The 14,013-nt window shown below is 61.0% G+C and carries 13 protein-coding genes; 10 read left to right on the top strand and 3 right to left on the bottom strand.

From position 1 onward, the window contains the following. Nucleotides 1-38 precede the first annotated feature (38 nt). Both C0V82_RS27850 and C0V82_RS22620 read right to left on the bottom strand, forming a co-directional pair. Complete coding sequence (locus C0V82_RS27850; RefSeq protein WP_102114706.1) at nt 39-2,672, bottom strand: FkbM family methyltransferase; 2,634 nt, start codon at nt 2,670-2,672, stop codon at nt 39-41. Nucleotides 2,673-2,784: 112 nt separating this feature from the next. After that, complete coding sequence (locus tag C0V82_RS22620) at nt 2,785-3,189, bottom strand: hypothetical protein (protein WP_102114705.1); 405 nt, start codon at nt 3,187-3,189, stop codon at nt 2,785-2,787. A gap of 364 nt (nt 3,190-3,553) precedes the next feature. Between C0V82_RS22620 and C0V82_RS22615 the strand changes: the two genes are divergently transcribed. The 5 genes from C0V82_RS22615 (at nt 3,554) to C0V82_RS22595 (ending at nt 8,228) form a co-directional block, all read left to right on the top strand. After that, nucleotides 3,554-4,678 (top strand): methyl-accepting chemotaxis protein, encoded by a 1,125-nt coding sequence (locus tag C0V82_RS22615; protein ID WP_102114704.1) that lies wholly within the window; start codon nt 3,554-3,556, stop codon nt 4,676-4,678. Nucleotides 4,679-4,965: 287 nt separating this feature from the next. Next, a complete protein-coding gene (locus tag C0V82_RS22610; protein ID WP_102114703.1) occupies nt 4,966-5,325 on the top strand; it encodes a helix-turn-helix domain-containing protein in 360 nt (119 codons plus the stop codon). A gap of 28 nt (nt 5,326-5,353) precedes the next feature. Beyond that, nucleotides 5,354-5,725 carry a helix-turn-helix domain-containing protein gene (locus tag C0V82_RS22605; RefSeq protein ID WP_102114702.1) on the top strand — a complete coding sequence of 124 codons (372 nt, stop codon included), beginning with the start codon at nt 5,354-5,356 and terminating at the stop codon, nt 5,723-5,725. Beyond that, nucleotides 5,722-6,861, top strand: a complete 1,140-nt coding sequence (locus C0V82_RS22600; RefSeq protein ID WP_102114701.1) for a hypothetical protein — start codon at nt 5,722-5,724, stop codon at nt 6,859-6,861. The genes C0V82_RS22605 and C0V82_RS22600 overlap by 4 nt, the downstream gene beginning before the upstream one ends. A gap of 5 nt (nt 6,862-6,866) precedes the next feature. Further along, a complete protein-coding gene (locus C0V82_RS22595) occupies nt 6,867-8,228 on the top strand; it encodes a CAP domain-containing protein (protein WP_102114700.1) in 1,362 nt (453 codons plus the stop codon). A gap of 6 nt (nt 8,229-8,234) precedes the next feature. Here C0V82_RS22595 and C0V82_RS22590 read toward each other — a convergent pair whose 3' ends face one another. Further along, nucleotides 8,235-9,374, bottom strand: a complete 1,140-nt coding sequence (locus C0V82_RS22590; RefSeq protein WP_102114699.1) for a GGDEF domain-containing protein — start codon at nt 9,372-9,374, stop codon at nt 8,235-8,237. A gap of 127 nt (nt 9,375-9,501) precedes the next feature. Between C0V82_RS22590 and C0V82_RS22585 the strand changes: the two genes are divergently transcribed. From C0V82_RS22585 to napA, 5 genes are all read left to right on the top strand, one after another. Further along, the gene (locus C0V82_RS22585; protein ID WP_245924313.1) at nt 9,502-10,575 is read left to right on the top strand and encodes a HupE/UreJ family protein; all 1,074 of its coding nucleotides are present in this window, start codon (nt 9,502-9,504) and stop codon (nt 10,573-10,575) included. A gap of 229 nt (nt 10,576-10,804) precedes the next feature. After that, on the top strand, nt 10,805-10,957 hold the full coding sequence (napE, locus tag C0V82_RS22580; protein WP_102114697.1) for a periplasmic nitrate reductase, NapE protein: 153 nt from the start codon (nt 10,805-10,807) through the stop codon (nt 10,955-10,957). An 11-nt stretch (nt 10,958-10,968) separates the two neighbouring features. Further along, nucleotides 10,969-11,253: a 4Fe-4S dicluster domain-containing protein gene (locus C0V82_RS22575; protein WP_158660156.1), complete on the top strand. Its 285-nt coding sequence runs from the start codon at nt 10,969-10,971 to the stop codon at nt 11,251-11,253. Then, nucleotides 11,243-11,512 (top strand): chaperone NapD, encoded by a 270-nt coding sequence (locus C0V82_RS22570; protein ID WP_158660155.1) that lies wholly within the window; start codon nt 11,243-11,245, stop codon nt 11,510-11,512. The genes C0V82_RS22575 and C0V82_RS22570 overlap by 11 nt, the downstream gene beginning before the upstream one ends. Then, nucleotides 11,509-14,010, top strand: a complete 2,502-nt coding sequence (gene napA, locus C0V82_RS22565) for a nitrate reductase catalytic subunit NapA (RefSeq protein WP_102114694.1) — start codon at nt 11,509-11,511, stop codon at nt 14,008-14,010. Before C0V82_RS22570 ends, napA begins: the two co-directional genes overlap by 4 nt. Nucleotides 14,011-14,013 lie beyond the last annotated feature (3 nt).

Below are 14,013 nucleotides of genomic sequence, written 5' to 3'. Positions count from 1 at the left end.
ATGTCCGCGTGACCGGAAGCAGTTCTAGAAAAGCCCTGTCATCCGGGCCGGTTCACCGAGAGCAACCCGATTACCACAGGCTTCTTTTCCCCAGGTAGGGCCAGCAGGTGCTTGGGGGCGGTATCCGCGCTTTCATGATGCCACCACATGCGATAGCCCAGCTCCGTCATCCGTTCGATGAGGGCACGGGCCTGTTCTGGCACGTTGACTTTGATGTGGAGGGCGGGGCGGCATCGCATGATCGTATTCTGCGCACCCTGGACCACATTCATCCCCGTCCCTTCCACATCGACCTTCAGCAGGTGCAGGGATGACAGATCCATGCTGTCGATGGTGATCAGGGGAACGGGATCCCCGCCCGCCCCAGACAGGGAGATGGAATCGGTACTGGCGGGGCGAACAAGGATATGTCCCTTGCCGTCGCCGACAGCGGCTTGCCGGATATGCACCTGAGCAAGCTGGTTCTCCTGCACATTCCAGCGCAGCAGATCATACTGAACATGCTGCGGTTCGAAGGAATGCACCCGGCCCAGCGGCCCAACCGCACGCGCCAGGGCCAGGGTGAAGGATCCAGCACCGGCACCCGCCTCTACAACCACATCACCTTCGGCCAGCAGATCGGCACATAGCGCCGTTTGCAGGGCAACCCTCTCGCTGGTCGGTACCGCTTCAGCCGGATGTCGGATGCGGCCGAGCGGCGTCATGGTTTCCATGATCCCAAGGGCCACTGACTGGGATATGGCGGCAGCGGGTGGAGCCAGGCTGGTCACTGGTATAGAGGCGTCCCGCAATTTGACGGGCGGCATGGGGGTCGGCAATGGCGGGGCCGCGACCGGCGGGAAGGGTACGGCCGGCGGACGCGGCGGCGGGGCTGGCGGTATCAGTTTCGAGCGGTCGCCATCCTTCAACGCCGCGACATCGGCGGCCAGACGCTGGAATACACCCGCCCAGTCGCCGGGCTCTGTCTGCCTGAACAGACGCATGTTTGTAGGATACCAGGGGCTGTCGCCGCGATCGACCATCCAACGCCAGTCGGGCGAAAATTTCAGCGGCACCCATACCGGACAGCCCAGGGCGCCGGCCAAGTGCGCCACCGATGTGTCGGAGGAGATAATCAGATCCATATGCTGCATGACGGCAGCGGTATCCAGAAAGGCACCCGGCCCTTCGTCGAAATCAGGCCCCAGGGTTTCGACCTTCATGCCCTCGGGCAGACGTTCCAGCTGATCGAGACCATAGCCCTTCTGAAGGCTGACCAGCGTCACGCCCGGTACTCGGGCGATGGGCGCCAGTTGATCCAGAGTATAGGAACGGCCCTTGTCGACGCCGGTTCCGGGCTTACCTTGCCAGACGATGCCGATACGGAAGCCGTCCTTTGGCACACGGTCGCGCCACATATCCACTCGCGCGGGATCGGGATGGAGATAGGGAACCGTTGCAGGCAGGCTATCCACTGTCACGCCCAGCACATAGGGCAGGCTCATGATCGCGATTTGGACATCGAAGGGCGGCAGCGGCTCGTCATAGACGGCCAGGGTCACACCCGGAATGCATTGGTAAAGGGCGAGCAGGTTGCGCGGCACCTCCAGAATGACATGGGCCGCGCGCTTTACCATCTCCAGCGCAAAGCGAACAAACTGAATGCTGTCGCCCAGCCCCTGTTCATGATGGATCAGGATGGTCTGGTCACTGATATCCTCGCCCCGCCATTCGGGCTTTCCGAAATCGCGCAGGGGGACGGGCAAGTTGTCGCGCAACCACCGCCATTCGAAATGCTGCCACCCCTCCTCCCACTGTCCCATCAGCATGAACAGGGCCGCCGCCGTACCATGGCTTGAAGAGGCGTCGGGCGGCACTGCCAGCCGGCGGCGCATATAGGTTTGCGCCTCCTCCAGCCGGTTCATGTTCATCAGCAGGTTGGCAATATTGTTCAGCGTGTCGGGATGATCGGGCAGTTGCAACAGCACCTGCATGAAGCTTCGGCATGTCTGTTCCGGATCGGCACCGTCCTCATACTCCATGGTGGAGAGGTTCAGCATCGCCTCGGGCGTGCCAGGGCGCAGACGCAGCGCCTCCCGATACAGGGCCGCCGCCTCTTCCCGCTGGTTGAGTCCCTGCAGGTTGCTGGCCAGATTGATCATCGGCTCCACCATCGTGGGGCGATGGCGCAAGGCATCACGATAGGCCTGCATCCCCTCATCCCGGCGGCCCGTGGCGCACAGGATATTACCCAACAAAAACAAGGCTTCGGGAAAATCGGGTACCAGTGACAAGGCGGCCCGGGCACTCCTTTCAGCAGCGGCAATATCGCCGCTCAACTGATCGGCCATGGCTTTCATCAGGTGCGTGTCGGGTGCGGAGGGCCGCAGCGCCAAAGCTTGGCGGTAGGTGGCTCCGGCTTCTGCACCACGCCCCAGGTTCAAAAGCGAGTTGCCCAGGTTGACGAGCGCCTCGTAATCCTTGGGCGCAACCTTCAGCCAGCGGGAAATATGCTCCACAGCCTCGGCATGATGCCCCTGCTGCTGCAGCGCGATGCCCAAGGGATGCAGCACCTCGGTCAGACCGGGATTTCCTTGCAGCAGTTCCCGATAGCCCCGCTCCGCTTCCACGACCTTGCCGGCCAGGTGCTTCTCCTTGGCGGACCGCAGCTTCGCTGCCACGTTCTGCGACATGCCTTTGCTGTGCACCTTATTCCCCCGGTGGCGGCACTCCTTCCGCAGTAATACCTTTATGGACACAGCGGAAGCAACGCTTTCTCAATGATGCGCCGGGGGCAGACTGGCATCAGCGCAGAGCGTTGCTGATCAGGTAGGTTGCGAAGTCGGCGACCTTCAACTTGATGGCCGCCCGCTCACTCTCGCCTTCCATGGCACGGGCAAGAACGATGTGACGCTGCACATCGGCATCCGCCACCTTGAACAGCGTCTCCTCCCCCTTGATCCGGGGGTAATAGGTGGGGTCCACGCGCTTCTGACGCTTGGACAGGCGCTCGCGCACTTCTTCTTCCGTCACCTCGACATCGGCCTGCTTCTTGACCAGGGTCCAGTCCTTCTCGCCCGCGAACCCCTCTGCCAGCACCGCAGCCGGATCACCATCGCAAACGCCCACCTTGAACAGGTTCTTGCCCAGCCCGACATCAGAGCCCCACTGGCTGAGATTGGCACTGCGAGCGACGAAGATGGTGGCCATTGATCGGGAATCCCTGCTCAAAAATCGCAAAATTGTCCCCAGGAAGTAACCTAAGCCGCAGCCCCTGGAAAGAGGGCGTGGGTAGCGCTGGGAAAATTTGTCCGTTTATTGAGCGATTGTGATTAAACAGCAAGCAATTACACCTTAACCGAATATAAACAACAACTCGACGATGTTCCTAAGTGATTATCGAGAAGATGGGATTGCCTATATTTTAGACAATATTTATTGTGGATAAATTTTAATCAATTGCTAAAGTATCCACCCAGACGGCGCAAAGCCGCATCGCCCTGCAAGGATGCAAGGCGCAAGGAAGCAAACCTCCATCAAGTGTTCTCAAATCCAATAAAGAACCGTGGGACACATGCCGAAAGACTTAACGGCGGATTTTTCCGCATCCGGGGTGCACTCTGACAAGGAAGCCTCGCCTGAAACCATCATTGAGTTGGCGCGTGAAGTGGCCGAAGTGTCCGCCATGCGGACCAGCGCCATCGGTGACATCACCCGCCGCACAAAAATACTCGCCCTGAACGCGAAGATCGAGGCTGCCCGCGCCGGCATACATGGTGCAGGCTTTGGCGTCGTGGCCGCAGAGGTGCAGACCATCTCCTCCCAGATTGATATGGCTGCCAGCCAGATGCGCGACGAGATCGTGGGCAGCGCCAATCGGCTGCATCAACTGGGACAGGGATTGGTCGGATCGATGCGGGGCCAACGCCTCGCTGACCTTGCGCTCAACATGATCGATATCATTGACCGCAACCTCTATGAACGATCATGCGATGTGCGTTGGTGGGCGACCGACAGCGCGGTGGTCGATGCGCTAGAACAGCCGGGGGCGGCAACCGCCAGCCACGCCTCCCAGCGCCTGGGCGTCATCCTTAAATCGTACACTGTTTACCTGGATATCTGGGTGGCGGACGCGCAGGGGCGGGTCATTGCCAGCGGGCGGCCGGGCAAGTACCCCGTCGCGGGCCGTTCCGTTGCTAATGAAAAATGGTTCCGCGACGCGATGGGCACGCGCGACGGCACGGAATTCGCCGTTGCCGATGTCGCCCCGCACGAAGGCCTGAACCATCAGCCCGTCGCCACTTATGCCACCGCCATCCGGGCGGGCGGAGCGGAAAATGGACGTCCATTAGGCGTGCTGGGCATCTTTTTTGATTGGTCCCCGCAGGCTGGTGCGGTGGTCGGCAATGTCCGACTGACGGAGGAAGAACGGCTGGAAGGCCGGACCAAATGCCTGATCGTGGATAGCAATTTCCGCGTTCTTGCTGCCAGCGATCAGCGTTACCTGCTGATCGGTCGTTACCCGCTGACCACGGGCGGGCGGGACATGGGCTATTACACGGCCGAGGATGGGACGATGGTCGCCTTCGCCTTGACGCCCGGCTACGAAACCTACCGGGGTCTTGGCTGGTACGGCTTGATCCTGCAGCGGCCACCGGAGGTGGAAGCCGCATGGAATGCCCGTCACGGGCAGGCCTAATCCGGCTTGACCGTGGTAAGTGATAACGCGCCCGTCGATATCGGCGGGCGCCTTGCCATTGTTCAGCCCCTGGCCCTGGTCAGTTGATTCGCACCGGAGTCGTGCCGACATGGTGGTGGGAATACCCGATGCCGATGCCTGCGCGCCTTATCCACGAGGCGGATTCTCTGCATTTCAGCGTATGCGGCACGCACGGGCGGGCCTTGTGGCGTCTGTGGCGAGAGAAAAGTGGTAATCTGTTATAAAGTCGCTTATGTTCGTCACAGACAGAGTTCATGGAGTGCCGGATGTATTCGCATCCTCAACATGGCGGCGGGGAAGAGGTCAAGGAACTGCGCCGACAGGCCGGTGCTTGGCTGAAAAGCCGCCGCACGGAAGTCGGGCTAACCCAGCGTGCGCTGGCGGAGGCTGTCGGCCTTGAATATTACACAATGGTGTCGATGATTGAGGCGGGGCGTGGTCGCATTCCGCCGGACAGCTATCTCGCCTGGGCTGCCGCCCTGCAGATGCAGCCGGCTGAATTCGTACGGACCCTTATGCAGTTTTATGATCCCATTACCCATTCCATTCTGTTCGGTGAAGCCGGTACAACGGCACCCGGCGACGGGAATGGGGAAAAGCAGGCACCGCGTTTCCGCGTCGTTTAAAAGGTTTAAAGGTCAAGGCAACCGCCACATGGGCGAAATCGTCTCTATCCACATCGCGCAATTGAAGGCCGCTCGTCATGAAACGGCAGATAATGTTGCGCGTGAACGGATGTCGGCGCTGCGGGAGCGGCGGGCCGCCTGGGGACGTACCATACGGCAGCGACGCGTAGAGCGTGGGTTCACCACCCGGACCCTGGCGGATGCTGTTGGCATCGCGACACCGACGCTGGTCAGCGCCATTGAATCCGGCCGTGGCCGTCTTCCCGAAGGCGTGCTGACCGGGTGGGCCCTGGCGTTGGGCATGGAACCTTCCGATTTTGCGGCCGGCTACCTTGCCGCTTTTGAACCCGATGCATTCGCCGCCCTGCGGCAAAGCCATGAAGAAGGGAGGCCGGCATGAGCGCGTCGGCCGAAATATTCCGGTTCCCCGGACCTGCGGCAAACGGAAATAGCGGTTTCTGGAGCAACCAAGACATCGCCGATGTCTACCGTTGCCTGGATCAGTTCGCCCGCCATGGCCTGACCGTGGAGGCGGCTTCCGGCCTGTCGGATGAAGGTGATCCCTGGTTCGCGATCGAGGATATGGCGACAGGCGATGCGCTGGTTCACATTGCCCGCATCGACGGCTTCTTCGTGGTGCATGTGCTGGATGGTGAAACCTGGTCAGGCGATACGCTGCGTCAGGCGCTGTCTAGTATCGATTTCTCGTCGCTGTCTGGGTTTGAGGCGCTTGCACATCACGACGCTACCACGGCGGATGGTGATGACGACAAGGATGGCACGCACGCTTTCCTGCGCATCGTCAGCGCAGTCATGGCCGCCCTGACGACGGAAGTGATCGCCAACGCCGTCACGCATGATGCGGTTGCATCGCCCCTGCCACCGTCCGGCGCGCCTGACGCCGGCGACCACGGCATCGATGCTACCAACTCGGCCCTGGATTTGCCAGCCGTTGATAGCAGCCTGCCGAATGCCCGGCATACGGATGTCGCGGCCACCCCCGCCTCCGCACCGGCAGAAACGCCGGCACCGGTGAAGGTGGAGCATAGCGAGACGGTTGCCGTGTTCAGCAGCGACACACCGAGTTCGGCCCCGGTTGAGAAGCCGATTCCAACCCTGGCTGTTGCCGACACATCCATCGCATCGGACGTGGTGGATACCGGCACCAAACAGGCAATCGCCGTTCCTACCGGACAAAGCCAGGGGGTGGCTTTGTCCTTCACGGTCGGCGGCGATCACATCCAGGTAAGCTTTGATAACAAAGTGACCTTCGTCGGCACGGATAAGAAAACGGACACGTTCCTGATCGTGCTTGATGGGCACGGCAAGGACCTGACCGCAAAAGTGGAGAACTTCGATAAGGGGCAGGATAGTTTGGTGATCGAAAAATCCGGAGATGGCGGCACATCCAGTGCAATTGTCACGGATTTGGGGGCTTTGGTTGCCAATAGCGGATCACACCTGACCGTGATCGGGCAGGCGACGGTGGAAATCCACCTGACGTCGACGCCTGATCCGCTGGTCGCTGGAGGCTAAAGATCATGAGTTTCGCAGCAGCAACCACACTAGCCGCCGGCAGCAACAGCCTGTCGATGACCGAATTGGCCCTTTATCACGCCATCAATGCCCTTCGCGCCGAAAAGGGACTGGCTCCTTTGAAGCCCAGCATGGACCTGTCTGTCCTTGCCGGACAGCACGCGGTCGATTTCGACAGCAAGGTCGGCTACACGGCGTGGTCGCAAATTGCCGTGGCCAACCGCGCCGTGCCGACCCTGCATCACTGGAGTGATGGGCAGGGGTTCGTCGCCGGTGTGCTGGCAGTGGCCGATGGACTCAAGCTGTCCTTGCCGCAGAGCATTGCCGAGAATGCGGATGGGGTTGTCGCAGGAACGGTGCGCAGCAATCTGCTGGCGGAGTGGATGTCCAATCCCGGCACGGCCAGCAATATTCTGTCGGCCAGTTGGGACAGTATCGGTATCGGTTTCTCCGGTGACATGGCCTATGTCACGTTCGGTAAATATGCCGACGCTGTAGGCGGCATCAAGGTTGCACCGATTGTCGGAACCAACGGCGGTGACCTGATACAGGCCACGGCTTGGGCGGACAGCATCTCGGCAGCAGGCGGCAATGATGTCATCACGGGGCTGACTAATGGCGACCGTGTTGACGGCGGCACCGGTCTGGACCGCGTTGTCCTGTCCGGTAATGCCTCATCCTACACCATTACCGCCGTGACAGAAGGGAATGCCACCTGGGCGGTGATTACCGGCGCGGACGGACAGATCAGCATTCATAATGTTGAGTATGTGCAGTTTGCCGACCGCGTCATCGATAGCAGCAATTGGGGCGAGAACCTGACCCAGGTCCGCTTCGATGATGCCTATTACGGGCTGCGCAATGTCGATGTTGCGGCCGCCGTTACCGGTGGCGCCATCTCCTCGCTTGAAGACCATTTCTGGGCTTTCGGTGCCAAGGAAGATCGCGACCCTGCCGCCTTCTTCGATACCGACTATTATCTTGCCCACAATCCCGATATTGCGGCGGCCGTTTCCACAGGCGCGATCCGTAGCGCGTTTGAGCATTATATCCTGTACGGACAGTTTGAGGGGCGCAACCCCAACGCCTATTTCAATACGGCAGACTATCTGGAACTCAATCCCGATGTCGCCGTCGCCATCAATGACGGGCAGATCGGTTCGGCAATCGATCACTACCTGTCCTATGGCCGCTTCGAAGGCCGGTTGGCGACCGAGCATTTCAATGAGGCCTATTATCTGGCCAAAAACCCGGATGTTGCAGCAGCCGTCGCTCTCGGACAGTTTGACAGCGGCCTTAGCCATTATCGTCTGCTGGGTCAGATCGAGGGACGCATTCCCTTCGACGCCGACTCTATCCTGGGCTGAGGGTGATCAGGCGGCGCCCGCCGCCTTCACTTTGAACATGGCCCGCTCCGCGGCTTCCAGCAGAGCGGCGATGGAGCGTCCATCCTCCGGATAAAGCGCCGTGCCTATGCTGAAACTGGCTGGCTGCAGTAGATCGCCAAGAACAAGGGGCGGTATCAGCGATCGGCGCACCCGCTCCATCGCCCGCATCAGGCACGCGCGGTCGCCCGTGGCCGGCAGCAGGAGGGCGAACTGGGCACCAGTCAGGCGCCCGGCGAGCACCCCTGCTTCCGCCGCTTCGGCATGCAATCGCTCTGCAAAGGCCCGCAGCATCTGATCGCCGGCCTCATGTCCAAGGCTTTCATTCATAGGACGAAGCCCTTCCAGCGACAATAGCAGGACGCCCGCACCCTCACCATGGCCACCCCGGTGCACTAATGCCTCCGCACTGTCGCGCAGAAACGCCACACGGCTCGACAGGCCGGTCAGACTGTCGCGGTCAAGCAGTCGACGCTGCCGTTCCTCACTACGGAGCAACAGCAGCAGCGGCATCCCTGCCGCCCAGACCAGGAGCCAGACGAAACTGGCCGCCAGCAGCCAAGGCGGCATGCGTGTATCCGCCCCGCCCAGATCCACGCCACGGGCCAGCAAACCGGTTCCCCGCCATGTGTAAAGAAGTCCCAGCCCCATGAAGGCAAGCGCCAAGACGCCGCTGACCGCCCGCTGACCCTTTGCGGCGTTCCAGGCCAAAGCCCCCGCCGTGCCCCAGAGCAGAATGGCCGCCAGCCCGTCATGCAGCACAATCCGGATCCACGGGCGCCCCGCCGCCGCCAGCATCAGGGCGACGATTGCGAGGAGCACCATGACAAGCGGCAATCGGCGATGTCCCGCATTCCCAATGTCGCGAAAGCGGAGAGCCCCCTCCAGAATAAGCAACATGGCCGAAAGAGTGAGGCTGGTATTGGCGACAATGCCCAGGTCGGGCTGACGCCAGACCACGGCAGGCGGCAGCAGGCATGCCGTCAGACCAAAGATCGCCGCCAGCAACCAGGCGCCCGTCCCTGCCGCCCCCCGTTCCACCCGCCACAGGCCCAAGGTCACCAGCAGTGACAACAAGCCACCGAACCCCAGCATCATCCGCAATGTCGCGATATCCGGCTGCCCCATGCCGACGATCCCCGGATCAGGTCCCACACCCCGTTCAGGGACAATGTTTTGCCCTTGCGGTCAAGGGGTTAAACCGGTCACGGTGGCGCCCCGATGACATTGGAACGCAATGGGCCAGGAACCTGCCATGAGATTGTTTCTGCTAGGACTGCTGGCCCTGTCGCTGGTGATGGTCAGGCCGGCGGCCACGCACGAGATCGGCGACAGTCAGGTCGTGATCGAGCTTGGTGAAGGTTCATGGAGCGCCCGCATCGTTACGGCACCGACCGCCTTCATAAACAGGCTGGAACAAGCGGAGAAACAGGAACCGGGCCGGGATTTCACCAAAGGCACGGCCGCAGCCAAACTGGCGGAACTCTCGCCCGACTTGCCGCGTCATCTCAATATACGGATCGACGGTAAAGCGGTTGCCGCCACAATGGTTGTCGAACAACTGCTGATGCCGGCAGATCAGTCTCAGCCATCATTCCTGGTTCTGCGTGCCGAAGGGACTTTGCCACCCGAGGCCGGAACGATGTCCTGGCAGTTTGACTTGCTGGAAGGACAATATGCACTGCTGCTGGGTGGGCAGGTTCATTGGGTGGAGGGAAGTGTGGCCACTGGCCCCCTATCCCTGCGGCCCGGACCGCCACCCACATTGATGCAGGTCGTTGGACAATATGTACATCTGGGCTTCATTCACATCGTGCCGGACGGTCCAGATCATGTGCTGTTCGTTCTGGGACTGGTCCTACTCACAACAAGGCTGCGGCCATTGCTGGTGCAGGTCACGGCCTTCACCCTGGCTCATTGCCTGACCCTGGCCCTGGCACTGAACGGCGTGATTGATCTGCCGGCCCCCGTCGTTGAACCCCTGATTGCGCTGTCCATCGCCTATGTCGCGGTAGAGAATATCTTCGCCCACCGGATGACACCCTGGCGCCCCGCGTTGGTCTTCGGGTTCGGGCTGCTGCACGGCCTGGGCTTCGCAGGTGTCCTGACAGAACTGGGCTTGCCAGCCAAAGATCAAACGGCAGCGCTTATAGCTTTCAATATCGGAATCGAGGCCGGGCAACTGGCCGTAATCGCAATCGCCTATTTCCTGCTTCTGCATTGGTTCAAGGATAGGGCGTGGTTCAGGGCACGCATCACGATACCGGCATCGGCCCTGATTGCCATTGTCGGGCTTTACTGGACGGCAGAACGTGTCCTTGTCGGCTGAGCTAAGCTTGTCACAACCAAAAAGACAACGCATGGGCGTTGACGTTCTTGATAAATATCAATCTTAAACTATACATTTATCAATACTTCGACTTTTGAGCATATTTCTCAGATGCACTTTTATTGACTGATAAAAACTGACTGCTTATATAATTGATCTCGATCAATGATCATGCATTCCCCTGCGGTGTATTGGTTTTCCTGGCAAACAATCTGGTTGGCAGGACGTTATGCACGCACATACCGAAACAAGACGGACTGAACTCCTGAAGTTCCTGTTTCTCGCCTTCGTCCTGGTCCCCGTCCTGTCGGTGGGGGTCGTAGCCGCCTATGGCTTCGCCGTGTGGATGGCGCAGTTAATCGCTGGCCCGCCCGGCCTGTGAAGGGGGAAGCCATGGAAACCCGCCTCTCCCGTCGTGCCCTGTTCGCACGCCAAACACAGGCACAGTCTGCCTTGGCCATCATCAGCGCCAGCTGTCTGGCCGAGAATGGCGCTTATTGCCGAACCTGTGCCGATGCCTGCCCGGAAGGGGCCATCCGTTTCCACCTGCAACCGCGCGGGCGGGCGCGGGCGGATGTCAATGCCGACCGCTGCACCGGTTGCGGCGATTGTCTGCCGCCCTGCCCGGCAAACGCAATCCGGCTTTCCGGTACTGTGGAGGAAACCCATGGCCAGTGAGATCCATATTTCCAGCTTCATCGTGCATGCCGCGCCCGATGCCATGTCGGACCTTACGGCCCGCCTGCGGGCGCTGGATTGCGAGATTGTACCCGCCCTCGGCAATGCCAGCCGCCTGATTGTGCTGGTCGAGCGCGCCAGCGACCGGGCCGTGGCCGACATGCTGGACGCGATCAATGCCTTGCCGGGCGTCTACAGCGCCCTGCCTGTCTATCACCATGCCGAACCGGCGGCAGCCCTTGCGGAGCCGATGCCATGACCCTGACACGACGCGATTATCTGAAGGCCCAGGCGGCCCTGACCGCCGCTGCCGCTGCCGGTCTGACCCTGGAGGGGGCGGCCACACAGCTGCCCACTGGCCTGGATGCTAAGATGAAATGGTCCAAGGCCCCCTGCCGTTTCTGCGGCACGGGCTGCGGCGTCATGGTCGGCGTGAAGGAGGGGCGCATCGTTGCCACCCATGGCGACCAGAAATCTGAGGTCAATCGTGGCCTGAACTGCGTGAAGGGCTATTTCCTGTCCAAGATCATCTATGGCCAGGACCGGCTGACCACACCCATGCTGCGCATGAAGGACGGCAAATATGCCAAGGATGGGGACTTCACGCCCGTCACATGGGACCAGGCCTTCGACATCATGGCGGAGAAATGGAAGGCGACACTGAAGGCCAAGGGGCCAGAAGCCATCGGCATGTTCGGGTCCGGGCAATGGACCGTCCATGAAGGCTATGCGGCGTCCAAGCTGATGAAGGCCGGTTTCCGGTCCAACAATATCGACCCCAATGCCCGCCATTGCATGGCATCCGCCGTCGCCGGCTTCATGCGCACCTTCGGCATTGATGAACCGATGGGCTGTTATGACGATATCGAGGCCGCCGACGCCTTTGTCCTCTGGGGCAGCAATATGGCGGAGATGCACCCCATCCTGTGGACCCGCGTCGCCGATCGCCGCCTGTCGACCCCGGACGTAAAGGTGGCGGTGCTGTCCACGTTCGAGCATCGGTCGTTTGAGCTGGCCGACATCCCAATGGTGTTCACGCCGCAGACCGATCTGGCCATCCTGAACTATATCGCCAATCACATCATCAAGACGGGACGGGTGAACAAGGAATTTATCAATAAATACACGACTTTCGTGAAGGGCCGCGACGATATCGGCTATGGCCTGCGGCCCGAACATCCGCTGGAGGTGGCGGCCAAGAACGCCACCAAGGCTAATGAAAGCGATCCGATCAGCTTTGATGATTTCGCTGCCTTCGTCGCCCCCTACACGCTGGAAAAGGTGGCGACCCAGTCCGGCGTGCCCGCCGGCCGGCTGAAGGCACTGGCCGAGCTTTATGCCGATCCCAAGATCAAGGTGGTCAGCTTCTGGACCATGGGCTTCAACCAGCATACGCGCGGTGTCTGGGCCAACAACCTTGTCTACAACATCCACCTGCTCACCGGAAAAATTGCCGAGCCTGGCAACAGCCCCTTCTCCCTGACGGGACAGCCCAGTGCCTGTGGTACTGCGCGGGAGGTGGGCACCTTCTCCCACCGTCTGCCCGCCGACATGGTGGTGACCAACCCCGAACACCGTGCCCATGCCGAACATCTGTGGAAGTTGCCGGAAGGCACCATCCCGGCCAAGCCCGGCTTCCATGCCGTGCAACAGGACCGGATGCTGAAGGATGGCAAGCTGAACTGCTATTGGGTGCAGGTGAACAACAATATGCAGGCGGCCCCGAACACCGCCAACGAGACCTGGCCCGGATACCGCAACCCCGACAATTTCATCGTCGTGTCCGACGCCTATCCCACCGTTACCACCATGGCCGCCGATCTGGTGCTGCCCGCGGCCATGTGGGTAGAGAAGGAGGGGGCCTATGGCAATGCCGAACGCCGGACCCAAGTCTGGCATCAGCTGGTCGATGCGCCGGGCGACGCGAAGTCCGACCTGTGGCAACTGGTCGAATTCTCCAAACGCTTCAAGGTGGAGGAGGTCTGGCCCGAGGAACTGCTAGCTAAGGCACCGGAATATCGCGGCAAGACCCTGTACGATATCCTCTACCGCAACGGCCAGGTAGACAGGTTCGCCCTGACCGAATGCGACAAGGAGTATGAGAATCGGGAGGCCAAAGCCTTCGGCTTCTACCTGCAAAAGGGGCTGTTCGAGGAATATGCCAGCTTTGGCCGGGGGCATGGCCACGATCTGGCCCCCTACGACACCTATCACGCCGAACGCGGCCTGCGCTGGCCAGTAGTGAATGGCAAGGAAACCCGCTGGCGCTTCCGGGAGGGCAGCGATCCCTATGTCCCGGCGGGCGAGGGTATGCGCTTTTACGGGCACAAGGACGGCAAGGCACGCATCTTCGCCCTGCCCTATGAACCGCCCGCCGAAAGCCCGGACAAGGAATACCCGTTCTGGCTGTCCACGGGTCGCGTGCTGGAACATTGGCACAGCGGGTCGATGACGCGGCGGGTGCCGGAGCTGCACAAGGCTGTGCCACAGGCGCTGTGCTACATGCACCCAGATGATGCCCAGGCCATGAAGGTCCGGCGCGGACAGGAGGTTGTGGTGGCCTCGCGTCGGGGACAGGTGCGGGCGCGGGTGGAGACGCGGGGACGCAACAAGCCACCGCGCGGTCTGGTCTTCGTGCCCTGGTTCGATGCCGATGTCCTGATCAACCGCGTCACGCTGGACGCCACCGACCCCATCTCCAAACAGACCGACTTCAAGAAATGCGCCGTGCGCATCACACCGGTCGGGGAGGCCTGAACC

The organism is Niveispirillum cyanobacteriorum (assembly GCF_002868735.1).
Lineage (GTDB): Bacteria > Pseudomonadota > Alphaproteobacteria > Azospirillales > Azospirillaceae > Niveispirillum > Niveispirillum cyanobacteriorum.
The sequence above is the reverse complement of the archived record's forward strand: the minus strand, read 5'-3'. Positions and strand labels throughout refer to the sequence as shown.